This window comes from Listeria immobilis (genome assembly GCF_014322845.1).
Classification (GTDB): domain Bacteria; phylum Bacillota; class Bacilli; order Lactobacillales; family Listeriaceae; genus Listeria; species Listeria immobilis.
In genome coordinates this window covers 1-26,116 of sequence record NZ_JAASUA010000011.1, presented here as the reverse complement: position 1 = coordinate 26,116, position 26,116 = coordinate 1, and the positions used below count along the sequence as shown (strand labels likewise).

29 protein-coding genes, 1 rRNA gene and 2 other annotated features are annotated in these 26,116 nt (G+C 37.4%); of the genes, 1 reads left to right on the top strand and 29 read right to left on the bottom strand.

Going from position 1 to position 26,116, the window contains the following annotated elements; genetic code table 11:
• Window positions 1–49: 49 nt before the first annotated feature.
• The 19 genes from rplJ to HCJ45_RS12345 all read right to left on the bottom strand — a co-directional run bounded on the left by rplJ (window position 50) and on the right by HCJ45_RS12345 (window position 14,152).
• Window positions 50–550, bottom strand: a complete 501-nt coding sequence (rplJ, locus tag HCJ45_RS12435; protein WP_003732833.1) for a 50S ribosomal protein L10 — start codon at window positions 548–550, stop codon at window positions 50–52.
• Window positions 551–605: 55 nt separating this feature from the next.
• Window positions 606–750 (bottom strand) — a sequence feature (ribosomal protein L10 leader region).
• Window positions 751–798: 48 nt separating this feature from the next.
• Window positions 799–1,488 (bottom strand): 50S ribosomal protein L1, encoded by a 690-nt coding sequence (rplA, locus tag HCJ45_RS12430; protein ID WP_003718337.1) that lies wholly within the window; start codon window positions 1,486–1,488, stop codon window positions 799–801.
• Between the two features lie 39 nt (window positions 1,489–1,527).
• A complete protein-coding gene (gene rplK, locus HCJ45_RS12425) occupies window positions 1,528–1,953 on the bottom strand; it encodes a 50S ribosomal protein L11 (RefSeq protein ID WP_003718336.1) in 426 nt (141 codons plus the stop codon).
• Window positions 1,954–2,078: 125 nt separating this feature from the next.
• Window positions 2,079–2,549, bottom strand: a complete 471-nt coding sequence (locus HCJ45_RS12420; protein WP_187125007.1) for an Imm63 family immunity protein — start codon at window positions 2,547–2,549, stop codon at window positions 2,079–2,081.
• 58 nt (window positions 2,550–2,607) lie between these two features.
• Entirely contained in the window at window positions 2,608–3,141 is a 534-nt protein-coding gene (gene nusG, locus HCJ45_RS12415) for a transcription termination/antitermination protein NusG (RefSeq protein ID WP_003760101.1), read from the bottom strand.
• A 128-nt stretch (window positions 3,142–3,269) separates the two neighbouring features.
• Window positions 3,270–3,449, bottom strand: a complete 180-nt coding sequence (secE, locus tag HCJ45_RS12410) for a preprotein translocase subunit SecE (protein WP_003718333.1) — start codon at window positions 3,447–3,449, stop codon at window positions 3,270–3,272.
• Between the two features lie 19 nt (window positions 3,450–3,468).
• Window positions 3,469–3,618 carry a 50S ribosomal protein L33 gene (rpmG, locus tag HCJ45_RS12405; RefSeq protein ID WP_003728079.1) on the bottom strand — a complete coding sequence of 50 codons (150 nt, stop codon included), beginning with the start codon at window positions 3,616–3,618 and terminating at the stop codon, window positions 3,469–3,471.
• A 102-nt stretch (window positions 3,619–3,720) separates the two neighbouring features.
• Window positions 3,721–4,326: an RNA polymerase factor sigma-70 gene (locus tag HCJ45_RS12400; RefSeq protein ID WP_185346892.1), complete on the bottom strand. Its 606-nt coding sequence runs from the start codon at window positions 4,324–4,326 to the stop codon at window positions 3,721–3,723.
• Between the two features lie 80 nt (window positions 4,327–4,406).
• Window positions 4,407–4,919, bottom strand: a complete 513-nt coding sequence (locus tag HCJ45_RS12395) for an NYN domain-containing protein (protein ID WP_185381471.1) — start codon at window positions 4,917–4,919, stop codon at window positions 4,407–4,409.
• A 2-nt stretch (window positions 4,920–4,921) separates the two neighbouring features.
• On the bottom strand, window positions 4,922–5,677 hold the full coding sequence (gene rlmB / locus HCJ45_RS12390; protein ID WP_185346896.1) for a 23S rRNA (guanosine(2251)-2'-O)-methyltransferase RlmB: 756 nt from the start codon (window positions 5,675–5,677) through the stop codon (window positions 4,922–4,924).
• The gene (locus HCJ45_RS12385) at window positions 5,677–6,087 is read right to left on the bottom strand and encodes a Mini-ribonuclease 3 (RefSeq protein ID WP_187125006.1); all 411 of its coding nucleotides are present in this window, start codon (window positions 6,085–6,087) and stop codon (window positions 5,677–5,679) included. Before HCJ45_RS12385 ends, rlmB begins: the two co-directional genes overlap by 1 nt.
• A 2-nt stretch (window positions 6,088–6,089) precedes the next feature.
• Window positions 6,090–7,505 carry a cysteine--tRNA ligase gene (gene cysS, locus HCJ45_RS12380; RefSeq protein ID WP_185381469.1) on the bottom strand — a complete coding sequence of 472 codons (1,416 nt, stop codon included), beginning with the start codon at window positions 7,503–7,505 and terminating at the stop codon, window positions 6,090–6,092.
• Window positions 7,506–7,511: 6 nt separating this feature from the next.
• Complete coding sequence (epsC, locus tag HCJ45_RS12375; RefSeq protein WP_185346902.1) at window positions 7,512–8,126, bottom strand: serine O-acetyltransferase EpsC; 615 nt, start codon at window positions 8,124–8,126, stop codon at window positions 7,512–7,514.
• 68 nt (window positions 8,127–8,194) lie between these two features.
• Window positions 8,195–8,422, bottom strand: a binding site (T-box leader).
• A 119-nt stretch (window positions 8,423–8,541) separates the two neighbouring features.
• On the bottom strand, window positions 8,542–8,958 hold the full coding sequence (locus HCJ45_RS12370) for a PTS sugar transporter subunit IIA (RefSeq protein WP_185346904.1): 417 nt from the start codon (window positions 8,956–8,958) through the stop codon (window positions 8,542–8,544).
• 13 nt (window positions 8,959–8,971) lie between these two features.
• Window positions 8,972–9,808, bottom strand: coding sequence for a PTS system mannose/fructose/sorbose family transporter subunit IID (locus HCJ45_RS12365; protein WP_246456567.1), 837 nt, complete (start codon window positions 9,806–9,808; stop codon window positions 8,972–8,974).
• Entirely contained in the window at window positions 9,798–10,568 is a 771-nt protein-coding gene (locus tag HCJ45_RS12360; protein WP_185395452.1) for a PTS mannose/fructose/sorbose/N-acetylgalactosamine transporter subunit IIC, read from the bottom strand. The genes HCJ45_RS12365 and HCJ45_RS12360 overlap by 11 nt, the downstream gene beginning before the upstream one ends.
• Window positions 10,569–10,586: 18 nt before the next feature.
• On the bottom strand, window positions 10,587–11,042 hold the full coding sequence (locus HCJ45_RS12355; protein WP_185395451.1) for a PTS sugar transporter subunit IIB: 456 nt from the start codon (window positions 11,040–11,042) through the stop codon (window positions 10,587–10,589).
• A 76-nt stretch (window positions 11,043–11,118) separates the two neighbouring features.
• Complete coding sequence (locus HCJ45_RS12350; RefSeq protein WP_185395450.1) at window positions 11,119–13,401, bottom strand: pyruvate formate lyase family protein; 2,283 nt, start codon at window positions 13,399–13,401, stop codon at window positions 11,119–11,121.
• Between the two features lies 1 nt (window position 13,402).
• Window positions 13,403–14,152 (bottom strand): N-acetylmannosamine-6-phosphate 2-epimerase, encoded by a 750-nt coding sequence (locus HCJ45_RS12345; RefSeq protein WP_185395449.1) that lies wholly within the window; start codon window positions 14,150–14,152, stop codon window positions 13,403–13,405.
• A 459-nt stretch (window positions 14,153–14,611) separates the two neighbouring features.
• Between HCJ45_RS12345 and HCJ45_RS12340 the strand changes: the two genes are divergently transcribed.
• Window positions 14,612–15,391: a glycyl-radical enzyme activating protein gene (locus HCJ45_RS12340; RefSeq protein ID WP_187125005.1), complete on the top strand. Its 780-nt coding sequence runs from the start codon at window positions 14,612–14,614 to the stop codon at window positions 15,389–15,391.
• Window positions 15,392–15,433: 42 nt separating this feature from the next.
• On the opposite strand, the gene HCJ45_RS12335 is transcribed toward HCJ45_RS12340, so the two are convergent.
• From HCJ45_RS12335 to rrf, 10 genes are all read right to left on the bottom strand, one after another.
• Window positions 15,434–16,192 (bottom strand): DeoR family transcriptional regulator, encoded by a 759-nt coding sequence (locus HCJ45_RS12335; protein ID WP_187125004.1) that lies wholly within the window; start codon window positions 16,190–16,192, stop codon window positions 15,434–15,436.
• Window positions 16,193–16,436: 244 nt separating this feature from the next.
• Window positions 16,437–17,912 (bottom strand): glutamate--tRNA ligase, encoded by a 1,476-nt coding sequence (gene gltX, locus HCJ45_RS12330; protein WP_187125003.1) that lies wholly within the window; start codon window positions 17,910–17,912, stop codon window positions 16,437–16,439.
• A gap of 37 nt (window positions 17,913–17,949) precedes the next feature.
• On the bottom strand, window positions 17,950–18,648 hold the full coding sequence (ispD, locus tag HCJ45_RS12325; RefSeq protein ID WP_187125002.1) for a 2-C-methyl-D-erythritol 4-phosphate cytidylyltransferase: 699 nt from the start codon (window positions 18,646–18,648) through the stop codon (window positions 17,950–17,952).
• A gap of 19 nt (window positions 18,649–18,667) precedes the next feature.
• Complete coding sequence (locus HCJ45_RS12320) at window positions 18,668–19,741, bottom strand: PIN/TRAM domain-containing protein (protein WP_187125001.1); 1,074 nt, start codon at window positions 19,739–19,741, stop codon at window positions 18,668–18,670.
• Between the two features lie 133 nt (window positions 19,742–19,874).
• The gene (gene radA, locus HCJ45_RS12315; RefSeq protein ID WP_187125000.1) at window positions 19,875–21,248 is read right to left on the bottom strand and encodes a DNA repair protein RadA; all 1,374 of its coding nucleotides are present in this window, start codon (window positions 21,246–21,248) and stop codon (window positions 19,875–19,877) included.
• Between the two features lie 148 nt (window positions 21,249–21,396).
• Entirely contained in the window at window positions 21,397–23,859 is a 2,463-nt protein-coding gene (locus HCJ45_RS12310) for an ATP-dependent Clp protease ATP-binding subunit (RefSeq protein WP_185346934.1), read from the bottom strand.
• A 28-nt stretch (window positions 23,860–23,887) separates the two neighbouring features.
• Window positions 23,888–24,910 carry a protein arginine kinase gene (locus HCJ45_RS12305; protein WP_187124999.1) on the bottom strand — a complete coding sequence of 341 codons (1,023 nt, stop codon included), beginning with the start codon at window positions 24,908–24,910 and terminating at the stop codon, window positions 23,888–23,890.
• Window positions 24,907–25,425, bottom strand: a complete 519-nt coding sequence (locus HCJ45_RS12300) for a UvrB/UvrC motif-containing protein (protein WP_187124998.1) — start codon at window positions 25,423–25,425, stop codon at window positions 24,907–24,909. Before HCJ45_RS12300 ends, HCJ45_RS12305 begins: the two co-directional genes overlap by 4 nt.
• 13 nt (window positions 25,426–25,438) lie before the next feature.
• Entirely contained in the window at window positions 25,439–25,897 is a 459-nt protein-coding gene (locus tag HCJ45_RS12295; RefSeq protein ID WP_003718316.1) for a CtsR family transcriptional regulator, read from the bottom strand.
• Window positions 25,898–26,042: 145 nt separating this feature from the next.
• A 5S ribosomal RNA gene (gene rrf / locus HCJ45_RS15175) occupies window positions 26,043–26,116 on the bottom strand; the annotation flags it as partial.

The window sequence follows — 26,116 nt, the reverse complement described above, 5'->3', positions numbered from 1 at the left end:
TCGGATTTAACCGAGATTTGTTTTTAGGGTTTCCCCTAGGTAGAACAGATTACGCTTCTTGTCCTTCTTTTTGGTCAGCAACAGCTTTAGTAGCGATAGCAAGACCGCGAACTGGAGCTTGAAGTACGTTGCAAAGCATAGATAGCAATCCTTCGCGTGATGGAAGTGTTGCAAGTGCTTTAATTTCTTCAAGAGAAGCAACTTTACCTTCAATAACACCGGCTTTGATTTCTAGTGCTTCATGATCTTTAGCGAAATCGTTAAGGATTTTCGCAGGCGCAACTACGTCTTCATTACTGAATGCGATTGCGTTAGGACCAGTTAGAGCTCCTTCTAAACCTTCGTAACCGTTAGCTTCAACAGCACGGCGAGTTAGTGAGTTTTTGTAGACTTTAAATTCAATACCAGCATCACGCAATTGTTTACGTAAGTCAGTGATTTCGCCAACGTTTAGGCCGCGGTAATCAACAATTACTGTAGACGCACTAGCTGATAATTTTGTTTTAATTTCTTCTACTGCACTTTGTTTAGCTTCAAGAACTTTACTCATTTTTCCACCTCCGTCCAACAATTAAATCTAATTAAACAGACACTAGTTCCGTTTCATCAGCAACAAAAAACCTCTGGCACCGTAGACGCCAGAGGTTTTTTATAAAATGTACGCGGACGCACACTCTAAAAGTAATCCCTCGGGTGGCAAATTTAAGCGATACACGCACCAACTGTCTACGGTAAGGATATTTGATTGTTTCAACTAGCCTATCTTATCAAATGACAAGCGGCTGGTCAAGTTAAATTTTATAAGCTTGCTGGGTCAACTTGGATTCCAGGTCCGAAAGTAGTTGTTACGGAAAGATTTTTCACGTAAGTACCTTTCGCAGCAGCAGGTTTTGCTTTTTGAAGAACGTCATTTACAGTACGGAAGTTTTCTACTAGTTTAGCAGCATCAAAAGATACTTTACCGATTGCAGCGTGGACATTACCAGCTTTATCAACACGATATTCTACTTTACCAGCTTTAATTTCGTTAACTGCTTTAGTTACGTCCATTGTTACAGTACCAGTTTTAGGGTTTGGCATTAAACCTTTTGGTCCAAGGACACGGCCTAATTTACCAACTTCACCCATCATATCAGGTGTTGCAACGATAACGTCAAAGTCAAACCAACCTTGGTTGATTTTTTCAACGAATTCAGATTCACCAACGTAATCAGCTCCAGCAGCCTCAGCTTCTTTTGCTTTTTCACCTTTTGCGAATACTAATACACGTTGAGTTTTACCAGTACCGTTTGGTAATACAACAGCACCACGGATTTGTTGGTCCGCTTTTTTAGGGTCAACGCCAAGACGGAATGCTACTTCAACAGTTGCATCGAATTTAGCGAAGTCAATTTTTTTAGCAAGTTCTACTGCTTCTTCTGCAGTGTAAACTTTATTTGCATCAATTTGTTTTAAAGCATCTTGATACTTTTTGCCTTTCTTAGCCATTTCTTTTCCTCCTTAATTGTCAAATTGTGAAACACACGATTAGTCTTGGATAGTGATACCCATAGAACGTGCAGTACCTTCAACCATTAGCATTGCAGATTCAACATTTGCAGCGTTAAGGTCTGGCATTTTAGTTTCAGCAATTTCCTGTACTTGAGCGCGAGTTACAGATGCAACTTTTGTTTTGTTTGGTTCACCGGATCCTTTTTCCACTTTTGCTGCTTTTTTAAGTAATACAGCTGCTGGTGGAGTTTTAGTGATGAACGTAAACGAACGGTCTTCAAATACAGTGATCACAACAGGAATAATAAGACCAGCTTGATCGGCTGTGCGAGCATTAAACTCTTTACAGAATCCCATGATGTTTACGCCAGCTTGACCCAATGCAGGTCCAACTGGTGGTGCAGGGTTTGCTTTACCTGCTGGAATTTGAAGCTTAACTTCTTTAATCACTTTTTTTGCCACGAGACATACCTCCTTAAGTCCGTGATGTGGTTGCATGGGGCTGATATTTCCCCTCCCACGTTAAAACATACGTCAAAAACGTACTTATATATGATACCATTATAAGCAATCAGTTGCAAGATTTTTTATAAACCGACTTTAAATTCCATTATTTCTTTATCAAAGTAAACATTTTGCTTTTTTCGCCAAAGATTTAAGTAAGCTGTATATCCCTTGGAAGCTTTATCTAACCATGCTGGATTAACCGTGTTCAATAATTGTAACGTTTTTTCAAAAGCAACTTTTCGCGTGTCCGTTTCAAGAATATTATCATCACGTTTTATATCTTCTTTTCGGTGCCGCAACTCAAATTCCATTCCCATATACCAGCAAAGGTGCAGAAAAACTTCATATCTAAATTCCGCCAAATCCATTGTTTTAAATTCACTATAGCGACTTCCTCGTTCATAGCCATAGAGCATGTAACCCTCTTCTTCATTAAAGTCCATACAAAGTTCCCCGGCACCTGGGCCATCCCCTAAGTATAACGGAAAATCGAGATCGAAAAATTCCGCTTCTCTTTTCAATTCTAAATAAATTTCTTTTGCATGCGTCATTTCCACTCCTCCTTTCTATGAAAACAACCCCCACGATTGCCCGTAGAGGTTGTTAAACTTATAATTTTTCGATTTGGTTGAAATCTACTTCGACTGGCGTTTCACGACCGAACATGTTTACCATAACTTTCGCTTTACCTTTGTCGTTGTCCATTTCATCTACTTTACCAGAGAAGTCTGCAAACGGCCCTTCTTTGACCATAACAGTTTCTCCAATTTCAAAGTCAGCTTCAGCACGTTTTTCGACCATGCCCATGCTTTTCAAAATACGATCCGCTTCTTCTGGAAGTAATGGTGTTGGTTTGGAACCAGAACCTGATGAACCAACAAAGCCAGTAACACCTGGCGTATTACGCACGACATACCAAGAGTCATCTGTCATCACAATCTCAACAAGTACATACCCAGGAAAGACTTTGCGTTTAATTGTTTTGGTTTTACCGTTTTTCACTTCTGTTTCTTCTTCTTCTGGTACGATAACACGGAAGATTTTATCTGACATGCCCATTGATTCTACACGTTTTTCTAAGTTTGCTTTAACTTTATTTTCATAACCGGAGTAAGTATGAACTACATACCAATTTTTTTCCATTGTTTGTTTGGCTGCATCCTATTTTGCCGCCATCCTCCTTTTAGTATAATCCAAAATAAAAAACCCGAAAGATGTACGGGTTTTGTCTCAAGTAATAGTATATCATTTTCTTTATAAAATTTCTAGCACTACATTATAAGTTTAATTAATTGTTCAATCCCAAAGTCAATGAACATAAAGAATAATGCAAATAAAATCACTGTAATAACCACTGTTACTGTGTATGTTAAAAGTTCTTTTCTTGTTGGCCATGTAACCTTATGCATTTCGGATGAAACGTTCCGAAAGAATCTTGCTATTGCAGACATATCAAAACCTCCATATCGTCTATTTTGTTTCTCGATGTAATGTATGTTTATTGCAGTGTCGACAGAATTTTTTCACTTCTAAGCGAGTCTCTTTCTGCGTCCCGCTAACATTCACCGTATAGTTTCTTGAACCACACTCAGAACAAGCAAGGGATGTTTTCTTCTTCATAAATTATCTCAACTCCGCAATCATTAAATATGCCATGCCAAAAAATAGGCACATTTCATCCATATAAATATAACACTTGCCTTATTTCTAGTCAATTGTTTTTTAGTCAAACTGCTTCATCATTTTCTTTTTCACTCGTTGTAAAGCATTATCAATCGCTTTTTCTTTTTTATTGAAAAAAATTGCCATTTCTTGATAACTTTTTCCTTCTAAATATTGTTTTAAAACTTGTTTTTCAAATTCACTTGTTACTTCTTCTAATTTTCGAGCTACATGGGTTAATCCTTCATTTTTGATAAGGAAATCTTCAGGGGTCTCGGCTGCTCTTTCGGAAATAACATCAAGCAAAGTCCAATCTACATCATCTTCAGCCATGGGCGTATCAAGCGAAACAGAATTATTAAGTGGAATATTCTTCTGCCTTGAAGCCCGCTTTACCGCTGAAAGAAGCTGCCTATTAATGCACATTTCCGCAAAAGAACGAAAAGAGGCTTCTTTGGTTTGGTCATAATCACGAATCGCTTTAAATAACCCAATCATCGCTTCTTGAATTAAGTCGTCTCGCTCTGCACCTTGCAAAAAATATTGCGTTGATTTCCAGTAGATAACTGATTGATATTTACTAAAAAAATATTCTAACGCATCTGTATCACCGCTTCTAGCTTGTTCAAGCACTGTCATTTCTTCTTGATTCACTGAATTATCCACTAAGCTACTCGGCTCCTTTTCAACAGGATTTCTTCTGGGGTTGCTTTATTATACATAGCTAAAAACTTGCCGTCAATCCTTTATTCTTCGCCTCTTCGCCATTTTTCAAGTTGCAAAATAACATCAGAATCTATATCTAGGTTTGACTTTGGCATTTTCTCTTGAATTCGTTTAATTTTTTGACCGATTTTTTTGCTCATTTCTTGAATTTCAAAAAGTAATTCTCGGGAAGAAATTCGTAGTGCTCCTTGACCAAAAATCGCCCACTGTTCTGTATAATCAGACGTAGCTACTATAATTTGCGTTCTAGCATCTTTCCACTCGATAGCCTTTTGTTCAATAAATTCGTCTGCTGTTTCATCTTCCTGTGTAAAAACGACTTCAACTTGGTGTTTAATACTTTTTCGCTTCACTTTCCGAACGAATTGCGCATCAAAAACAACAACGACTCGATAGCCCGTATAACTTTGATATTCAGCCATCCACTCGATAAGTTTATCTCGTGCAGCTTCCAAATCGCGTTCTTTTAGGTAGCTTAACTCTGGCCAAGCACCAATCACATTATACCCATCAACAAGTAGAATTTGTTTCATCTTTATTTCTCCAAAGGGAAACGTTTCCTGTAAACTTCATAAAGTAACAAACTAGCTGCTACGGAAGCATTTAACGATGTAACTTTTCCACGCATTGGTAAATGAACAAGGAAATCACATTTTTCTCTAACTAAACGACTCATTCCAAATCCTTCACTGCCAATAACAATCGCAAGCGGCATGTCCACATCCATAGTCCGATAATCGCTACTTCCTTTTGCATCTGTACCAAAAATCCACAAGCCTCGTTTTTGTAATTCTTCCATTGTACGCACCATATTTGTTACCCGAACAACAGGGACATATTCCATTGCACCCGTGCTTGCTTTTGCCACTGTCTGGGTTAATCCAACTGCGCGTCTTTTCGGAATAATGATACCATGCGCTCCAACAGAATCAGCTGTACGCATGATTGACCCTAAATTATGCGGGTCTTCTAACTCATCAAGGATAATAAAAAACGGCATTTCCCCTTTTGCTTCGGCAGCATTAAATAAGTCATCTAATTCTGCATATTGATAGGCTGCGACTTGTGCCGCGACGCCTTGATGTGAACCACTAACCACTTTTTCAATTTTTTGTTTTGGTACAAATTGCACTTGGATTTTACGTTCTTTTGCTAGAGTTAAAACTTGTTTTAAAACACCTTTTTGCGTGCCTTCTTGTACGTAAATTTTATGAATATCTCTATCTGAACGCAATACTTCAAGAACCGGGTTTCTACCACCAATCCACTCTTGCTCATTTTCTTGTTCCATTAGCTATTTTCCACTCCTTTTTCTACTATTTCAAGTGCCTTTTCCATCCACTCTTGCAGCCTATCAAGTTCTCCCGCTAAATAAAGATACCCTAGTACCGCCTCGAATGATGTAGACATGCTGTATGTTGCTGGATCCGTATTTTTTGGAACAGTGTAGGACTTGGCATTTCTTCCCCGTTTAGCAATCGCTGTCTCCTCTTCTGTTAAGAAATCATCCACCATCATTTTTTTTAGCGCCACTGCTTGCCCTTTAGCAGACACAAATTTAGTGGCTGTTTTGTGCAGTTGATTAGGTTTTGTCTTACCGGCAGCCAGCAAATATTCACGGATAAATTTTTCATAAACAGCATCACCCATATAAGCAAGTGCGAGACCATTAAGTTGTTTGTATTCTTTTACTTCCGCCATATTTACCCCCGTCTAAACCGCGTACCTTGCGCAGTGTCTTCCAAAATAATATTTTTTTCTTTTAGAATATCTCGAATTTCATCAGCTCGTGCGAAATTACGTTCATTTCTAGCTTGCAATCGTTCTTCAATTAGCGCCTCTACTTCATTATCATTAAGTGATTCTGTTTGTGTATATTCTAATTTCAGTCCTAAAACTTCAGCAAATAAGCGCATCATGCTTAAGAATTCTCGCAGTACATCAATCGAAACAACATCTTTTGCTAGATAAATATTCGCTCGTTTTGCCAGTTCATGGAAAGTCGTAATCGCATTAGCTGTATTAAAATCATCATCCATCTCTTCTTCAAAAGCACGTTTAAGTTCAATTAATTGTTCCAGCCATTCGTCCTGTTGCGCTTCCTCCACATATTCCCCATCATCTGTTTGGATACGATGGTCAATATTTTGATAAGCAATCATTAAACGTTCTAAGCCATTTTTTGCATCTTCTAAAATCGCGTCATTTAATGTAATCGGCTTCCGGTAATGAACAGACAACATAAAGAAACGAATGACATTTGGATCATTATCTTTTAAAACATCATGCAGGGTAATAAAATTCCCAAGTGATTTGGACATTTTTTCTCCATCAATATTTAAAAAGGCGTTGTGCATCCAATAGTTGGCAAATGTTTTCCCTGTCGCCGCCTCTGATTGCGCAATTTCATCTTCATGGTGGGGAAATATTAAATCTTGCCCGCCAGCATGAATATCAATTGTGTCACCCAAATATTTTTTAGCGAGCGCTGAGCATTCAATATGCCAGCCCGGACGCCCATTACCAAATGGACTTTCCCAAAAAATCTCCCCAGGTTTCGCCGCTTTCCAAAGAGTGAAATCCAGTTCATCTTGCTTACGTTCATTATACTCAACCCTAGCACCATGCTGTAATTCTGATAATGCTTGCCCAGATAATTTCCCATAACCCTCAAATTTTTGTGTACGGAAATATACATCTCCAGCTGATTCATACGCATAGCCTTTTTCAATTAACGTACTTATTAATTGAATTATTTCATCCATATTTTCTGTCACTCGCGGATTTACTGTAGCTTTAGCAACATTCAATTGATCAACATCATCAAAATAAGCACCAATAAAACGATCCGCCACTTCCGGCACCGTTAGTTTTAGTTCATTTGCCGCACGAATCAATTTATCATCTACATCGGTAAAATTAGACACGAATTTTACATCATACCCACGATACGTAAAATAACGTCGAACTGTGTCAAATACAATAATCGGACGCGCATTTCCAATATGGATGTAATTATATACAGTCGGACCACATACATACATTTTCACTTCGCCATCCTTGAGCGGTTTAAAGACCTCTTTCTCTCGTTTTAGTGTATTAAAAATTTGTATCGACAATCCCATCTACTCCTTTTCTTTCAAAAGTTTTTCTACTATATTTTCGAGTTCATTAATTCGCAAGTTAAGTTCATCGATTTTAGGAACTGCATGTCCAACTGTCCGTCCGTTAAGCCGAACTACTTTAGCCGGGATTCCGACTACTGTTGCACCCGGCGGAACATCTTTTAAAACGACTGCCCCTGCGCCAATCCGCGAATCCGCGCCAATTTCTACTGGACCGAGCACTTTAGCACCCGCTGAAACTAATGCACCATCACCAACTGTCGGATGGCGTTTTCCACAATCTTTTCCAGTGCCTCCAAGTGTAACCCCGTGAAATATCGTTACATCATCACCAATTTCCGCTGTTTCCCCAATAACAATTCCGGCACCATGATCAATAAAAAGCCGCTTACCAATTGTTGCTCCTGGGTGAATCTCTATATTTGTAAAAAAACGAGCTGCCTGCGATAATACTTTTGCGAATAACACCATGTTATGACGATAAAAAAAGTTCGCTGACCGATGCCACCAAAGCGCATGCAGACCTGGATTAGTTAAAAAAGCATCCAAAAAGCTTTTTGTCGCAGGATCATTTTTTATAATTGTTGCAATATCTTCTTTTAAGCGAGTTGGCATTTTGTTGCCTCCTTATTCAAGTTAGTACATTTCATTAGGGCTTAAACCAACAAAAAAAGCCCCTCCAATACAGAGACGCTTTGCGCGGTTCCACTCTGACTTGAGTTCTGCCAAATTCCTTGCAGACACTCCAACTCTAGGGGTGGGGATAACGACCCACATTTCGTCTAGTGATACTAAACTTCCCACTAGAATTCAGGGAGGCATTTCAGGAGTGTTCAGCTAAGTCACTTCCAGCCACGGCGACTCTCTCTACAAGCTTAGAATTCCATACTTCTTCCCATCAACACTTTTTCGATATATTTAGTTCTATTATAACAGCAAAATAATTCCTTGCAACTGAAATATATTAAAATAAAAAAGCGCCCCACAAAAGAAGCGCCTTCCTACTTTAAATATAATCTAAAAAGCGTGGTTAATCTTCCAAAAACCGTTTAACAATATTTACGACGCCTTCTGTTCCAGCCATCTCCGCCTGTTTAACCAACATATCAATTGGAAAAATGGACCTTCCTCCTAAGACCTCTAAAAGCATTGGTAAATTAACTCCCGCAACTGCTTGTATATCGTAATTTTCTGCTAGAAGTATCGCTACCGCATTAGACGGCGATCCCCCAAAAAGATCAACAAAAATTAAACACGGGTTATCATTATCAAATTCCTTCATTTTAGATTTAAACTCTAAAACCAAACTATCTAAACACATTTCCGGATGAAATGTGACAGATTTTAAATTCTTTTGTTGTCCGATGATCATTTCTGCCGATTTAACAATACCTTCTGCAAATTCACCATGTGTCATCACAATGATGTTGCTCATGTTGTTTTCCATACAAAACCTCCAATTAGAATATGTGTAAAAGTGAACCCACTGTTCCGACACCAATTAACAGCACTAATAACTTCATCACGGAAACTTGTTTCTTATCATGCAAATACCAAACAACCAAGACCAATACAAAAGGTAGCAAGCCCGGCATCAAGCCATCTAATATTTCTTGCAGCTTTGTAGTACTTTCCCCACTAGTCCATGTGATAGATGTTGACAAAGAAACAAATTGGGCTGATAATCCGCCAACTACCGTTAAACCCAAAATAGACAAGAAAGCTGTTACTTTTTGAATCATAGCTGAAGAGAAAATGGCTGAATCCATTATTTTCATTCCTTCACGGAAGCCAAATTGAACACCCCACATAGAAAAACCAAGTGTAATCGCTGTCCATCCAACTAAGAAAATAATCGGCCCTAGTACGTTACCATCTAAAGCTAACCCCATTCCAAAACTCAACAATAATGCATTTCCTGTACTTGCAAATAGAGAATCCCCTAACGCCGCCATCGGGCCCATTAGCCCAGATTTAATCGCATTAAAGACATCATCTGGAATATCTTCCCCGTTCGCTTTAGAAACCTCCATCGCAGCAACAGACCCTACTAAAGGCGCTCCAATTGTCGGTTCTGTATTGAAGAAATTCATATGCCTTGTTAAAGCTTCACCCATTTCTTCTTTACTTCCATTGGTTACTTTTTTCAATACTGGAACCATACTCCAAGCAAAAGCTACATTTTGCATTCTTTCCCAGTTCCAAGCAGAAGTGTTAGACATCAACCAACGAAGACCAACTTTGTAAATATCTTTTTTAGTAACTTCCACTTTATCCGTTTTTGAATTAGTCGACATCTGCATACTCTCCTTTTGGTTTATTGAGGAAACTAATCATTGCTAATGCAGTTCCAATAACTGCGATAGTAAAGATAGGAAGTTTTAATGCTGTTACCGCTATAAAGCCAACAATAAAATATCCCATTAAAGATCGAGTTGTTAGCAACATTTTCAATAGTACAGCCATACCTAAAGCAGGTAACATGCCACCAATAACCGTAATGATATTAGTTAACCAATCTGGAATATATTGAACAATGTCCGAAGCAGCTGAAGCCCCGAAGTAAAGTACTAAAAACGCCGGGAAAAACCTTAAAACAAACGCAATAATTTGAGGCAAGCCAATTGTCATAAATGTAAGTTTTGCCACATCTCCTTGCGCTGCATAATCATCTGTCTTATGTACTAAAACAGAGTTAATAGTTGCAAATAATTGCCAAACAAATGTCCCTATCAAACCTAATGGAACAGCGATGGATACCGCCATTTCTGCCGTAACTCCAGTGGATAGCGCTAAAGCAGTTCCTACATAACCCGCAAAAGTTATATCCGACGACATAGCTCCACCAGGGGTAACCGCACCAACATATAAAGCATTAATAGTTGCTCCAATTATTACACCACTAGTTACATCGCCCATTATAATCCCAACTATCAAACCTGCAACAAGCGGCTTCCCAAACACATGATAAGAAATACCTTGCCCACCTAACCAAGGACTGGCAATCCAACCCAAATATGCAAATAAGGCTATTAAAATTGCTTGTATTAATGTCATTTTTTTCCTCCTAGATGCTTAGTCAAATTTATTTATTGATTGCCCCGGTACAGTTTGCATAAATATTTCAACGTTACTCTTTGTTTTTAAGCTATTAATCGCCGCAAGGTTTTCTTCATCCAGATGTACTGTTTGCGCATATTTTTCGCGCCCTTTCGCCATCCCGATATTCCCAACATTTATCGTCCAATCAAACTTCTCATTCGCATCGACTAAAGCACTCACATTTACTGGAGCTTTGGTGATTATCATCGTCTCCGCTTCATTTAATTCAGCGATACTCGTTTTTGCATCTTCTACATTTTTAATAACCAATTCCACGTGTTTCGGTGTTGCCATAATTAATGCCTTTGAAATAATCGGATTACTAGCGGCTAAATCATCTACAACGAAGATTTTTTTCGCATTAAGTTGCTTAATCCACGCCGTTACCACTTGACCATGAACTAGTCTGTCATCTACTCTAATAAACATTTCTTTTCCTCCCAAAGCTAAAATTATACTGCTCTCTCATTTATCTATTTAGTCATTTTATTTTATGTGTAACTCTCTATTCATCGTACAAAGTTCGACTAAGCAATTCATCCTGAACATCTTTATCTAAGTTAACAAATATCGCACTAAACCCACTAACTCTTACTATCAAATTAGGATATTTTTCTGGATGTTTTTGTGCATCCTCTAAAACTCCATGATCAACAATCGTTACCATCAAATGACAACCGCCTTTTTTAAAGTAAGTGTTAAATAAATGCTTAATCTGTTTCCTATTCTTATTAAACATGTTAGGCGTAAACTTAATATTCTGAACAGCGCCCCCATGATATTTAGCATCAAAGGTAGCCAATGAATTTAATACAGCTGTCGGACCACTCATAGCCGCCCCACCTTGAGGATTATTAGCAGGATTCATAAATTTCCCAGAATAACGACCATCTAAGGAAGCAGAAGTCCTTCTTCCCCATTCTGTATTCGTTTGATTATTACTAATAACAATTAGATAATAATCCATTCCTTTTTCAATCCCTCTATCTCTAATCCCTTTTGCAACATATTCATAAAAATCATTTGCCAATTCATCTACTTCTTTAAGATCGTTGCCATATTTGCCTTGGTTCCATAAATCTTCACGTATTTGTTCATAACCTTCAAAATTTTGAAGGGCCGCGTTGTTTAATTCAGCTAAGGTATATTTTTTTTGCTCATAAACCAAGCTTTTAATTGCACTTAGGGCATCACTTGCATTTATATTTCCATAAGTTTCATTTGTTCCGCCTAGATACTTTATACCTCCGTCTAGAATAGCTTTTCCTCTGCTAATACAATCGTCCATTAGGATACTAGCGAATAAAAACGAGACTTCTTGATTCATAAGTTCGTAGCTATAATATTGCGCATCTACTGAAAGATCAAAATAGTAGTCTAACAATTCTTTATAATTATCATATAAATCATCAAAGGTATGAAACTCACTTATATCTTTTATAGAAACGGGACCGGCTTTTTTTACTCCATCCATTGGATCTATTCCATTATTCAATGTTATATTTAGCAACTTCACTAAATTAAGTAATGTATTCGGAGTCCCAACACTCTGCCCTTGAATAACAAACTCCCCACATCCAAACGGGACATATTGTTCTGCCGTTTCTCGGTCAACACGCATTGCATACATAACAGCCGGAACATTGACTTCATCATTATAAAGTGTCGGATAGGTCGCTCCAGTACCAATGCAATCATAAGCCATATCCATGATTTCTTCTGGCGTATCCTTATTAAATCTTAGTGTGAATTGAGGCTCTACATAATTACATTTTTGCGTTACTTTCATTGCAATTTTAGCAAAAACATCTGCCGCTTCTGGATTCTTCCTACCGTATCCCCCCACAATAATTCGACCATTAACTGTAGTTCTTCGGTTTTCAATTAGATTCCAAAGAGATTTTAGATAATCAAAGGCATCTGCTTCATTTATAACCCCTTTATCCAAATCATTTTTCAAATATGGGCCAAGATAATCATCTAATCTGCCATAATTTATACACCCAGCAAGTAACGCGTATAACCAAACCATTTGTAATGCTTGATGAAAAGTTTTAGGTTTTTCATTACGAATAACTGCTAAATCTCGATCCATTAACTCAAGTTGTTTTTGTCGCTCAGCAGACGCTCCATGCATCGCTTTTTGAACTAATTCCCGCTCAAAGTCAACAACGCTTTGGTATAATTCCAACGATTCAATAGCTGCAGCAAGAAATTCATTATTACTAGATTTGACTTGTTTTGCTTTTATTAACGTTTTTAAACCTTCGATACCATTTTCTAAAAGTTTTGGATAATCAAGCATCATCCCACTTAGTCTAGCAGTCGCCATCAAAGGAAAATCGCAATCAATAAATCGCCCTACCGTATCTTCTGTCAACACATCTTTACAATAAAGCGCTTTAACATCATTTTTTTCCCAGTAAGCGTACATTTCATCAACGCGCATCTTATCTTCCGCAGAAGGAAGCTCTTCACGAAATTTTAGTAATTTATCAAACACACAATAATGTCCAACTCCACCTAGCGAAGTAACACAACCAAAACCAATTGGTAAGAAATCCAAACGCCCCGCTAGCAAATCTTGTTCTTCAACACTTCTAAACAAAGTTGGATAAATAACTTTTAGACAATTGATTTCTCTTTTTTCTTTAGATAAATCTTTTGACGCCTTATGCACACGAGTATATTCTTCCATTATCGCCAATTGTTCATGTAGCGTTTTCTCACTTGGCAATTTGATACTAACTTCTACATTTTGAACTCCTGCAATATTGTTTTTTTTCATTTTAATGTTTACTCCTTTCAGCATCTCGCCAATTGTCTTGATAACCTCCTAACAAATCAACAAATCTTTTAGCAATATAATGCGGTCTCGTAATCGCGCTTCCTACAACTACTGAATGCGCTCCTAGATATAAAACTTTCATCGCATCTTCCGGTGTATAGATATGACCTTCCATCATGACGTATGCTTCGTCTTTAAAATCACGGCACATTCTGGCAAATTCTCTAAAATCAGGCTCTTCAATATGCTTTGTTTCTTCTGTGTATCCATACAAAGTTGGCGCAACAATATCCGCACCATTATCAATCGCTCGTCTTGCTTCTTCATAGTTTGATACATCCGCAAAAATAGGTGCATCCGGAATTTCTCGTTTCACAATTGGTAATAAATCCCAAGCAATCGTTCCCTCATGCGTTGTTTGACCAGTGCAGTCCAAAGCAATAATATCTGCACCAGCTTCCCAAATGTCTTTGCAAGCTTGTAATGTTGGAGTAATAAATACATCCGTATCATCATGCCAAATTTTCCAAAGTCCAATAATTGGCAAATCAACTTTTTCTTTAATTAAACGAATTTGTTCAGGCGAATTTGCTCTAATACCTACTGCCCCCGCCCATTTTGCTGACTCAGCCATTTTCACTACCATGTCATCTGTGTAAATCGGTTCATCCTTTTGTGTTTGGCAAGAAACAACCAAACCACCTTTTAATGATTCTAATAAGGCTCTGTTTTTTTGATTACTAGTTTTCATGCACTTCTCTCCTTAGTTGATTTTTCTTAATGAATTTTTCACCAGACTTATTCAAATACAATCATAAACCTCTAATCCAAAACAGCTTCTTCGTGTCAATGGCAGCAGCTATGAATGCCCTTTCATAATCTTTGTTCAGTATATCACCTTCAAAAAATCTTTTCAAGTCTTTTTGAATCATTTTTAATCATAATAACTCGAAATAAGTGTCGAAACCATTTATTTATCTAACAAAAATTAATTTCCATCGCTGTCAAATCCCTGTGCAGTTCTTGCCAAAAAGCGTTGTCGCAACTCATCCATATGCATCTATACAGCTTGATTCACCCTTTTGAAAACTCAACCCTAAAATAATATCTCAATTTAATTCAAAATAAGTCATTTTGACCTTTATTTTCTTAAGTTTTACAGTTATACTAAGCATAAGTTATATATTGATAGCAGAAAGGCGTGATTAAAATGGTTGATACTAAAGGATGCATCTTTAACATTCAACGATTTAGTATCCATGACGGTCCTGGAATTCGAACAACTGTCTTTTTTAAAGGCTGCCCACTACAATGTACATGGTGTTCTAACCCTGAATCCCAAAAGCATTTACCTGAATGGATGTGGGATAATAGTAAAAAGAGCAAGGTAATTACCGGGGAGTATTTTTCAGTAGATGAAGTAATAGCTGAGGTTCAAAAAGATATAGATTATTATACAGAGTCTGGCGGTGGGGTTACTGTAACAGGTGGCGAGGTTTTAGCCCAATTACCTTTTGTTATTAATCTTCTAAAAAAATGCAAACAAAAAGGAATACACACAGCTTGCGAGACTTCAGCGTATTCCTCCAAAAAGAAATTTTTATTATTATTAGAAAACGTGGACCTACTCATTATGGACATCAAACATTATAACAGCGATAAACATAGAGAAAAAACAGGCGTAAAACTAGAGCCAATAATTGAGAATCTAAAATTAGCTATCTCTTCTGGCAATGAAATGCTGTTACGAATACCCATTATTCCTGGCTATAATGACTCTCTTGCTGATTCAGAACAATTCGCGCTATTACTAAGCTCACTTCGGATTCAAACAGTTGAATTACTTCCATTCCATCAATTTGGCAAAAGTAAGTATAGATTTTTAGACCGAGAATACGAGTTTATGAATACACCACAATTAAGCGCTAACGACCTGCTTCCACATAAAAAGATATTTACTTCCTATGGTATTCATTGTAAAATCTCCTAAAAAAAAGATGGAAAGGAATTAAATTCGCCTTTCCATCTTTTTTTATTTAGAAATCACAATATTCTTATGGTTCTTCTTATCAGCTGGAAACTCATCTACAAATATTTTTTCAAATTGATCTAAATAACCAAAAGTACTTATTCCCGTTAAAGAAAATTTAGAATGATCTACCAATAAATACGAGTGCTTACATCTTTCCATTACAGCTTTCTTTAAAGCACCCACTTCAAATTCACTAGCATAAACTTCACCTAAATCTAAATCAACACCATTTGCACCAATAAAAACTTTATCAAATCTAAATTCTTTAATCTGTTCGATAGTGCTTGGCCCGTAACAAGTTTCATATTTGGGATTATACGCTCCACCAAGCATATAAATACTCCCATTTGGAATAGACATGCGCGATAAAAGGAAAAAGCTATTTGTCACCACTTTAATTCTTTTATTTTGCAAATATGGAAGTAGTTGAACGGGAGTAGTTCCTGAATCTAAAAAAATCAAGTCTCCATCATTAATCATTTGAGCAGCTTCCCTACAAACAGCTTGCTTTTCTTTAATATTCACACCCAATTTATCTAAAACAGGAACTTCCGTAAAGTCACTCATTGTTTCATCAAAATTTTTTTGAATGGCTCCACCTCTTGCTCGGTCAACTTTTCCATCTTGTTCAAGCACTTTAAGATCCCGCTGGATAGTAGACTTTGACACTCCAAGCTCTTTACACAAATCGGTAACCGAAATAGATGGTTGATCATGTAGCCTTTTTAGTATGTATAGTAAGCGTTCTTTAGCTAGCACTCTTACTCCCCCTAACCTAAAATTAATTCATAAAAAATGTTAGCTAGTAAATTTAAGCATTCCTTCCACCGAATAGATGATACATTCGCTCACCTTAGTATATATTCTCTATCCTATAAACTCAAGAATTTGTGTCATTTTATATCAAAATTAGTCATAGTTTGAGCAAATAACTATTTTTGAAATATAAAAAAACCTCGCAACATAGATAGCATCTTTGTTACGAGGGACTGTTATAAAAAGCTTAATTATTTTTTAACCAAGTGTCTAATCGATTAACTACTTTTTCAAGTCCAAGCACTTCAATAGCAAGCGGCAATTCAGGACCATGCATTTCGCCAGTTGTTACAATTCGAATTGGCATAAATAAACCTTTACCTTTGACACCAGTTTCTTTTTGAACACGTTTAATTGCAGCTTTTACTTCTGCAGCTTCTAAAACTTCTAGTGTTTCTATTTCTTTTTTGAAAGCTGAAATAACCGTTGGAACAGTTTCTTCTGCAAGAGCCGCTTTTTCCTCCGCATCAAAAGTGATGGAATCTGCATCTGCAAAGAACATTTCTGAAAGTGGTACGATTTCTGCACCAAAACTCATTTGTTCATGATAAAGTGAAACTAATTTGTGCACCCAATTAAGTTCTTCTTGGTTTAACTCCGTAGAAACCACTCCGGCTTTTTGTAAATGCGGTAAAGAAAGCTCTACTACATCATTAAGCGGTAATTTTTTCACGTATTGGTTGTTCATCCATGTTAATTTAACTTTATCAAATAATGCCGGCGACTTGGATAGACGCTTCGGATCAAATATTTTGATGAATTCATCTTTGGAGAAAATTTCTTCTTCGCCTTCTGGTGACCAACCAAGCATTGCAATAAAATTAAATAACGCTTCTGGTAAATATCCAAGATCACGATATTGTTCAATAAATTGAATAATTGAGCCATCGCGTTTAGATAATTTACGTCTGCTTTCATTCACAATAAGTGTCATATGTCCAAAAATTGGCGGCTCCCAACCAAAAGCATTATAAATAAGTAGTTGCTTTGGTGTATTAGAAATATGGTCATCACCACGAAGCACATGAGAGATTTCCATTAAATGATCGTCTACAGCTACTGCAAAATTATATGTTGGAATACCATCTTTTTTCGCAATAACAAAGTCTCCAATACCATTTGATTCAAAAGAAACATCATCTTTTACCATATCGTTAAAAGTAATTGTTTCATTTGCAGGTATCTTAAAGCGAATACTCGGTTTAAGTCCTTCCGCTTCTTTTTCGGCTTGTTGTTCTTTTGTTAAATGACGGCATTTACCGCTATAGCGAGGCATTTCTCCATTCGCTTTTTGCTTCTCACGCTCAGCTTCTAATTCATCTTCTGTACAATAACATTTATAAGCTAAATCTTCATCCAAAAGTTTTTGAATAAGTGGTTCATAAATGGATTGACGTTCCGATTGACGGTAGGGTCCATATTTACCTGGAACATCAACACCTTCATCCCAGTCCATGCCAAGCCATTTGAGATTTTTCATTTGGCTTTCTTCCCCATCTGCCACATTACGTTTAGCATCAGTGTCTTCAATGCGGATAATAAAGTCTCCATCGTTATGTCTTGCAAATAAATAGTTAAATAAGGCTGTACGCGCATTTCCAATATGCAAGAATCCAGTTGGACTTGGTGCATAGCGTACACGCACACGTTTTGTTTCACTCACAATTATTCACTCCTTCAAATATGCTCAAAATATAGATTTATTTTTTGCTCGTTTTAGTAAGTTCTCCTAAGATAGCCTTTGCTAGCGGCATATCTTCTGGTGTGGTTAGTTTAATATTATAATAGCTCCCCGGAACAATTGAAACCGAAAAAGGTATTCGTTCAACCAAGCTCGCCTCATCCGTACCAAGAAATTCTTCTTTCTTAGCTAGTTGATGTGCTTGCCGTAAAAGTGATAATTCAAAAGCTTGTGGAGTTTGTACTTGCCAAAGATTTTCCCGATCGACGGTTTCCTGTACAATATTGGCTGCAACTCGTTTCACCGTATCCTTAACTTTCACTGCACAAATAGCAGCTTTATTCGCTTTCACACCTTCAAGTAAGCGATCAATAATGTCCAGCGTTACAAATGGTCTCGCTCCATCATGTACGAGTACTACATTCTCCGTTCCACAATGTTCAAGTCCTGCTGCCACACTATATTGACGTTCACTTCCACCTTTTACAATTTCAATGCAGTCTTCCGTTACACCTAACTGCTGCATCCAATTTTGTACCTGCTTTTTTTCTGCTTCTTGGCATACAACAATCACTTTTGAACAACGACTATCTGCTAAAAAAGGGCGTAGTGCATGAATAAATATTGGCTCACCCACTAGATCTAACCACATTTTATTTTGCTTTGCGTTCATTCGTTTGCCTTGTCCTGCTGCTAAAAAAACTAGCTCATAGTGCATGCCTATTTGCTCCTTCCCATCAGGATGGTTTAGCAAAGATCATTCTTCCTGCTGATGTTTGAAGCACACTAGTTACTTCTACTTGAATAGTTTCATTAATAAATTTACGACCGTCTTCCACAACAATCATTGTTCCATCATCTAAATATGCAACACCTTGATTATGCTCTTTTCCATCTTTCACCATAAGAACCGTCATTTTTTCTCCAGGTAACACAACAGGTTTTACAGCATTCGCTAAATCATTAATATTTAAAACTGGTACATTTTGAAATTCACATACTTTATTTAAATTATAATCATTAGTTACAACGATTCCGCCCATTTCTTTGGCAAGTTTCACAAGTTTACTATCTACTTCAGGCGTATCTTCAAAATCACCTTCGTACATTTCTACCTGAATAGACTCGTCTTTTTGAATTCGATTTAAAATATCTAAACCTCGACGACCTCTTGTACGTTTAAGCGTGTCTGAAGAATCCGCAATATGTTGAAGTTCAGCCAAAACAAAAAGTGGAATAACTACCGTTCCATCTAAAAATCCTGTTGTTAAAATATCCGCAATACGTCCATCAATAATAACACTCGTATCCAATATTTTATAAGTTTTTTTAGCTCTTCCCTCTGTAATTTCTTCTTCAGGTGTCTTCTTCTTCGCGTTTCTGTTGTTAACAAAATTACCAAATTCATTACGACGACTTATCCCAATCCGGAATCCTAAATATCCAAGCACTAATGTTAAAATTACTGGTACTACTGAATTCAAAAGTGGAATATTTGTTTGACTTAGCGCATTGCTTGCGAAAAAAGCAATAACTAAACCGACAAACAAACCAAAACCACCATAAACAAGTGTGGCAATAGCAATTTTAGCTAATTTTTCCTCTAACCAATTAAGTGCGGCTTCTACATATTTCACCGCCCAAAAAGTAATAAGATAAAATATAAGTGCACCAATCAGAGCATTAGTATAAGGATTATTAATTAGCAGAATATGTCCTATTCCTAGTTTCATCCAAAGCATTGGCAATGAAAAGACTCCCGTAGTCCCGCCAAGAATTAAAAAACATACTCGAATTACCCATGTAAGCATTTAGTCTCCCCCTTTCCATTTCTAAATTTATAAGTATATTTGAGCTATTAACAAACATACATATAGCACTATTTTACACTATTAAAAGACGATACCGCAAATAGTACTCACGGAATCGCCAAAGTATTTAATTTCAATCAGGTAAAGCCTTCTTTAAAGCTTCTCCAATCGTTTCTACGCCAACTACTTGAACGTCTTTTGGAATCTTCCATGCTCCTTCATTATTTTTTGGAATAAAAATACGTTTGAAGCCAAGTTTTGCCGCTTCTTGTACTCGCTGTTCAATTCTTGCAACTCGGCGAATTTCTCCTGTTAAGCCAAGTTCACCAATAAAGCAATCTGTACTTTTTGTTGGTTTATCTCGGTAACTTGATGCCACACTAACCGCAACAGCCAAATCTACAGCCGGTTCATCTAATTTAACGCCACCCGCTGCTTTTAAATATGCATCTTGGTTTTGCAACATTAATCCCACTCTTTTTTCCAAAACAGCCATAATTAATGATACTTTATTATAATCAATTCCAGTCGCCATTCGTTTGGCATTACCAAACATCGTTGGCGAAACAAGGGCTTGAATTTCGACAAGTACAGGACGCGTTCCTTCCATGGATGCAACAACGGTCGATCCTGATGCTCCTTCTAAACGTTCTTCCAGAAAAACTTCTGATGGGTTAGCAACTTCAACAAGTCCTACATCACGCATTTCAAAAATACCAATTTCATTTGTTGACCCAAAGCGGTTCTTCACAGCGCGTAAAATTCGGTAAGCATGATGGCGCTCTCCTTCAAAATAAAGCACTGTATCTACCATGTGTTCAAGTAAACGTGGTCCTGCAATAGCACCTTCTTTGGTTACATGACCTACTATAAAAATAGCAATATTTTGCATTTTAGCAATTCTCATTAAAGCCGCTGTACATTCACGAACCTGTGATACGCTACCCGCTGCACTAGTCACATCTGGATGATACACCGTTTGAATAGAGTCAATGACAACAAAATCTGGTTTTACAAAATCAATTGTTTCTTGCACTGCTTCTAAATTTGTTTCAGCATAAACATACAAATTATCACCCGAAACTTGCAAGCGCTCTGCTCGAAGTTTTGTTTGTTTGATAGATTCTTCTCCAGAAATATATAGCACTTTTTTATTGGTAAGTGTCAGCTGTGCCGATACTTGAAGCAAGAGTGTCGATTTACCTATTCCGGGATCTCCACCAACAAGAACCATGGAACCAGGAACAACCCCACCACCAAGTACTCGGTTTAACTCTGGCATACGAGTTTCTACACGCTTCTGTTCTTCACTTGCAATTTGCGTAATTGGCGTTGCTTTTGCTGCTTCTCCTGTATGATTAAAAGCTGAACGTGATTTCTTTGATGGTTCGAGTGCTTCCACCATCTGATTCCACTCATTGCAATTCGGACATTTCCCCATCCATTTTGGCGATTCATATCCACATGCCTGACATACAAATTTGGTCGTCCTTTTTGCCTTAGCCATTTCTACACCCCTCCATACATATGCTTCATTTTACCACAGATCATCTGTTCGCGTTAAGCCTTTTAGCCAAATTCATATTTTAGAAGCATATTCGCTATTTTCAACCCATAAAAAACCTTTCCTATTGTTCAGGAAAGGTTCTATTATTTTATTTTGTTTTAACTTTTTTTGGTGCTGTTTTCTTTTTAGGAGCTGTTTTTTGTCTCACTTCAAGTTTACCATCTTTTACCCCAATTTCAATTGTATCGCCTACTTTAATATTACCACGAAGCAATTCTTCTGAAAGCATATCTTCCACTTCTTTTTGAATAGCTCGTTTCAAAGGACGCGCTCCGTATTCTGGATCATAACCATCTTTTGCAATTTTAGCTTTAGCACCTTCTGTTAACTTCACATGAATATCACGTTCAGCTAGGCGTTTTGTTAATTGTGCTGTAAGAAGCGTTACAATTTGTTTCAATTCTTTTTCTTGAAGAGAATGGAACACGATGGTTTCATCAATACGGTTAATAAATTCTGGACGGAAAGCTTGTTTTAAATCTTGCAACACACGATGTTCCATTGCTTTATGGTCTTTTAATGGATCTATTACATTAAAGCCCATTGATTTATCTTGTTTCATTTCTTGCGCACCAATGTTGGAAGTCATAATGATTACAGTATTTCTAAAATCAACCACTCTGCCTTTAGAATCGGTTAAACGTCCATCATCAAGCACTTGAAGCAACATATTAAATACATCGGGATGCGCTTTTTCTATTTCATCTAAAAGCACTACAGAATAAGGCTTTTGGCGCACTTTCTCGGTTAATTGTCCTCCTTCTTCATAACCAACATAACCAGGAGGAGCCCCAACTAAACGAGCAGTCGAAAATTTCTCCATATACTCTGACATATCAATTCGAATCATAGAGTCCTCATCACCAAACATAGACTCTGCAAGCGCACGAGCAAGTTCCGTTTTTCCGACACCAGTTGGTCCAAGGAAAATAAAGGAACCAATTGGACGTTTTGGATCTTTAAGACCGGCACGAGCCCGACGAACAGCTAGTGATACTGCTTTGACTGCTGCATCTTGACCAATTACCCGCTCATGTAAAAGTTTTTCCATATGGAGTAATTTATTGGTCTCCGTTTCAGCAAGTTTTGCAACTGGAATTCCTGTCCAACTTGCCACAACTTCCGCAACTATGTCCTCTGTTACTTCACTATGATCAAGTCCTTGTTTTTCTTGCCAATTAGCTTTCGTTTCTTCTAAAGATTTTTTAAGTTTATGCTCTTTATCTCTTAATGCTGCTGCTTTTTCAAACTCTTGTCCTTGAACAGCTGCATCTTTTTCTTTCTTCAAATCAGTTAAATTTGCTTCCATTTCTTTCACATTTTTAGGTGTTGTAAAAGATTTCAAGCGAACTTTAGAACCTGCTTCATCAATTACATCAATCGCTTTATCTGGTAAAAAACGATCAGAAATATAGCGATCCGATAAACGAACTGCTGCATCAAGAGCTTCATCTGTAATTGCCACACGATGATGCGCTTCATAACGATCACGCAAACCATGCAGAATTTGGATAGACTCTTCAACAGTAGGTTCATCTACTTTAATTGGTTGGAAACGTCTTTCAAGTGCCGCATCTTTTTCGATATATTTCCGGTATTCATCCAGTGTTGTTGCACCAATACATTGCAACTCGCCACGAGCTAGCGGTGGTTTCAAAATATTAGAAGCATCAATCGCTCCTTCTGCCCCACCTGCACCAATTAGTGTATGAAGCTCATCAATAAATAAAATAACATTTCCAGCTTGACGAATTTCATCCATTACTTTTTTCAATCGATCTTCAAACTCACCACGATATTTAGTTCCTGCGACAACAGTCCCCATATCAAGTGTCATTACACGTTTTCCACGTAACGTTTCCGGAACTTCATTGCGGACAATTTGCTGCGCTAGACCTTCTGCAATAGCTGTTTTACCCACACCTGGCTCACCAATAAGAACTGGATTATTTTTTGTTCGACGACTTAACACTTCAATCACACGTTGAATTTCTTTAGAGCGGCCAATGACCGGATCCAAATTATCCTCACGAGCAATCACAGTCAAATCACGAGCTAAACTATCTAATGTCGGTGTTGCTTGCGTATTTGTCTGTCTTCCAGCCCCAGTAGCATCACCACCACCAAGTAGTTGCAGTACTTGTTGTCTAGCCTTATTCAAACTTATACCAAGATTACTTAATACCCGAGCCGCAACTCCTTCACCTTCCCGAATAAGCCCTAATAGAATATGTTCTGTTCCTACATACGTATGTCCAAGTTTACGAGCCTCGTCCATTGAAAGTTCAATCACCTTTTTAGCGCGAGGAGTATATTGAATTGTTGTCACTGCCTTATCACCATGTCCGATTAAGCCTTCTACCTCTTGCTGAACTTTTTCAGAACTAATCCCAAGTTCATAAAGAGCTTTTGCAGCAATCCCTTCGCCTTCTCTTACAAGTCCAAGCAATATATGTTCCGTACCTAAATTACTATGATTTAAACGCATTGCCTCTTCTTGTGACAAAGCGAGTACTTTCTGAGCTCTCTGTGTAAAACGTCCAAACATCATTGTTGTTTCCTCCTTATCATCAGCCTAATCAATTATCGCCCAAAATCTCGCGAATCACTTTGGCTCGTATTACTTTTTCTTCTAAAGCATCCATATTTCGCCCTGCTTCTCTTCTTAAAAATGCTGGTTGCGAAAATAGTACCAATTCGTTCATTTTTTGGCGAGAAATATGCTCGAAAAACCCTAATTCCACCCCTAGCCGAATATCAGAAATAGCATCAGAAGCTTCTTGGATAGATATAATTCGACAATTTTTCAATAACCCATATGACCTAAAAACTCGGTCTTCCAGCGCAATATGAAACTTTTGTTTTAAAGTTGTTCTCGCCACACGTTCTTGCATAATAATCTGTTCCATTACTTGAGTCAAATCTTCCACAATTTCCGTTTCTGTTTTTCCAAGCGTCACTTGATTAGACACTTGGAAGATATTACTCGCGGGCATACTACCTTCCCCGTATATACCTCTTACCACAAAACCAAGACTCCTAATCGCTTCAACCACATTTTTAATTCTTTTAGTCGTAACTAGCCCTGGCAAATGAACCATGACTGAAGCTCGCATCCCAGTCCCAATATTCGTTACACAACTAGTCAAATACCCAAACTGTTTATCAAAAGCATACGTTAGTTTCCCTTCCACATACTCATCAATTTGCAGTGCCGCCTCTAGTGCATCAAACAACCTAAGTCCAGGAGTCATACACTGAATTCGCAAGTGATCCTCTTCATTTAACATAATACTAACATTCTCTTCTTCATTTAAAAGAACTGCTCCATGCTGACTCTTATTCATTAAATAAGGACTAATTAAATGCTTTTCCACTAAAAGAGCCTTTTCAAGCTGAGAAATAGCATTCATCTTATACAAAGTGAAATTATCATCAAAAGCTGTTGCAATCTTACTAATAACTTCTTCCTTTTGCTCATAAATTGGAAATTGTTCATTTTGCAAATTCCTGGCAAGCCTAATCCGTGAACTAAGCACTACGTCATCGTCATCTCCATCATTTTCTAACCAAGAACTAAGCCGAGGTTCAAATACATTCATTTATCCTCACCTCCAGCCTTCAAAGCTCGAATTTTATCTCGCACAATTGCGGCATCTTCAAACTCTTCATTCTTAATCAATTGATTTAACTTCTCTTGAAGAAGTATAATTTCATTTTGCACACCTGCTGCTCGCTCAATTTCTTTTGGAACTTTCCCGATATGCTTTGTATAACCATTTTGCACGCGTCCAATAATCGGCACCAATTGAGACTGAAAAGCAGCGTAACATTCCTCACATCCAACGCGATTAGTTTGCAAAAACTCTTCAAAAGTCAACTTACAATTTTTACAAGCTACTTCTTTCTGCGCAGTCTCCTCTTTTTGTAAAAGAGCTAAAAAATCCAAAGCAACTTCACTAAACGTATCCATCGCCTTAACCAAGTCTTTCTCTGAGGCAAGAGCTTCGTCGGCAGCACAATTCTCACACAAATATAGAGATTCTACTTTTCCAGAATCATTTAACTGCTGAAGTGCAATAACCGCCTTATTTTCCCCACATTTTTGACATATCATAAGTTATCACACCCTAATCATATTTCAAAGCAACCAACATCGCTTCTAGTATCCTGCTCCGTAAAACATCTCGATCTGGCAAAGGTAAAATTAAAACTTCACGATCTAATGCCGCTACCATCAATCTCGCTTCTTTTTTCGTTATAACATCTTCCTCAAGTAATCTTAAAATAACATCTTCAGAGAAAGATTGAGATACCTTTTTATCATGAACCATAGATATAATAGCTTCTAATAATTGTAGTTTATCATTCATTTTAACTTTGATAATTCGAATATATCCACCACCACCACGTTTACTTTCAACAATATATCCACGCTCCATTGTAAACCTAGTATTGATAACATAGTTAATCTGTGATGGAACACATTCAAATTTATCAGCTATCTCACTTCTTTTAATTTCGACAGCTTCACTAGACTCCAAAACTTGTTTTAAATATGCTTCTATAATATCAGAAATATTTTTCATTATAAGGTTCTCCTTTCTGTATTTTCCAAATCACTGACTTTGACTATTTTTGACTTTAATTATACTAGATTTCCCTACCTATTAGCAATTTATTTATCTTTTTTATACACAAAAAAAGTCCTAAATAATTAGGACTTTTTTAATTGCCCGGCAGCGACCTACTCTCGCAGGGGGAAGCCCCCAACTACCATTGGCGCAGAGAAGCTTAACTACCGTGTT

What these genes read in the sequence shown, in the direction of transcription:
- rplJ (WP_003732833.1), bottom strand. Translation starts at nt 550, where the DNA reads ATGAGTAAAGTTCTTGAAGCTAAACAAAGTGCAGTAGAAGAAATTAAA.
- rplA (WP_003718337.1), bottom strand. Translation starts at nt 1,488, where the DNA reads ATGGCTAAGAAAGGCAAAAAGTATCAAGATGCTTTAAAACAAATTGAT.
- HCJ45_RS12420 (WP_187125007.1), bottom strand. Translation starts at nt 2,549, where the DNA reads ATGACGCATGCAAAAGAAATTTATTTAGAATTGAAAAGAGAAGCGGAA.
- nusG (WP_003760101.1), bottom strand. Translation starts at nt 3,141, where the DNA reads ATGGAAAAAAATTGGTATGTAGTTCATACTTACTCCGGTTATGAAAAT.
- secE (WP_003718333.1), bottom strand. Translation starts at nt 3,449, where the DNA reads ATGTCTGCAATAGCAAGATTCTTTCGGAACGTTTCATCCGAAATGCAT.
- rpmG (WP_003728079.1), bottom strand. Translation starts at nt 3,618, where the DNA reads ATGAAGAAGAAAACATCCCTTGCTTGTTCTGAGTGTGGTTCAAGAAAC.
- HCJ45_RS12395 (WP_185381471.1), bottom strand. Translation starts at nt 4,919, where the DNA reads ATGAAACAAATTCTACTTGTTGATGGGTATAATGTGATTGGTGCTTGG.
- rlmB (WP_185346896.1), bottom strand. Translation starts at nt 5,677, where the DNA reads ATGGAACAAGAAAATGAGCAAGAGTGGATTGGTGGTAGAAACCCGGTT.
- HCJ45_RS12385 (WP_187125006.1), bottom strand. Translation starts at nt 6,087, where the DNA reads ATGGCGGAAGTAAAAGAATACAAACAACTTAATGGTCTCGCACTTGCT.
- epsC (WP_185346902.1), bottom strand. Translation starts at nt 8,126, where the DNA reads ATGCCAACTCGCTTAAAAGAAGATATTGCAACAATTATAAAAAATGAT.
- HCJ45_RS12370 (WP_185346904.1), bottom strand. Translation starts at nt 8,958, where the DNA reads ATGGAAAACAACATGAGCAACATCATTGTGATGACACATGGTGAATTT.
- HCJ45_RS12365 (WP_246456567.1), bottom strand. Translation starts at nt 9,808, where the DNA reads ATGTCGACTAATTCAAAAACGGATAAAGTGGAAGTTACTAAAAAAGAT.
- HCJ45_RS12360 (WP_185395452.1), bottom strand. Translation starts at nt 10,568, where the DNA reads ATGACATTAATACAAGCAATTTTAATAGCCTTATTTGCATATTTGGGT.
- HCJ45_RS12355 (WP_185395451.1), bottom strand. Translation starts at nt 11,042, where the DNA reads ATGTTTATTAGAGTAGATGACAGACTAGTTCATGGTCAAGTGGTAACG.
- HCJ45_RS12350 (WP_185395450.1), bottom strand. Translation starts at nt 13,401, where the DNA reads ATGAAAAAAAACAATATTGCAGGAGTTCAAAATGTAGAAGTTAGTATC.
- HCJ45_RS12345 (WP_185395449.1), bottom strand. Translation starts at nt 14,152, where the DNA reads ATGAAAACTAGTAATCAAAAAAACAGAGCCTTATTAGAATCATTAAAA.
- HCJ45_RS12340 (WP_187125005.1), top strand. Translation starts at nt 14,612, where the DNA reads ATGGTTGATACTAAAGGATGCATCTTTAACATTCAACGATTTAGTATC.
- ispD (WP_187125002.1), bottom strand. Translation starts at nt 18,648, where the DNA reads ATGCACTATGAGCTAGTTTTTTTAGCAGCAGGACAAGGCAAACGAATG.
- HCJ45_RS12320 (WP_187125001.1), bottom strand. Translation starts at nt 19,741, where the DNA reads ATGCTTACATGGGTAATTCGAGTATGTTTTTTAATTCTTGGCGGGACT.
- radA (WP_187125000.1), bottom strand. Translation starts at nt 21,248, where the DNA reads ATGGCTAAGGCAAAAAGGACGACCAAATTTGTATGTCAGGCATGTGGA.
- HCJ45_RS12310 (WP_185346934.1), bottom strand. Translation starts at nt 23,859, where the DNA reads ATGATGTTTGGACGTTTTACACAGAGAGCTCAGAAAGTACTCGCTTTG.
- HCJ45_RS12305 (WP_187124999.1), bottom strand. Translation starts at nt 24,910, where the DNA reads ATGAATGTATTTGAACCTCGGCTTAGTTCTTGGTTAGAAAATGATGGA.
- HCJ45_RS12300 (WP_187124998.1), bottom strand. Translation starts at nt 25,425, where the DNA reads ATGATATGTCAAAAATGTGGGGAAAATAAGGCGGTTATTGCACTTCAG.
- HCJ45_RS12295 (WP_003718316.1), bottom strand. Translation starts at nt 25,897, where the DNA reads ATGAAAAATATTTCTGATATTATAGAAGCATATTTAAAACAAGTTTTG.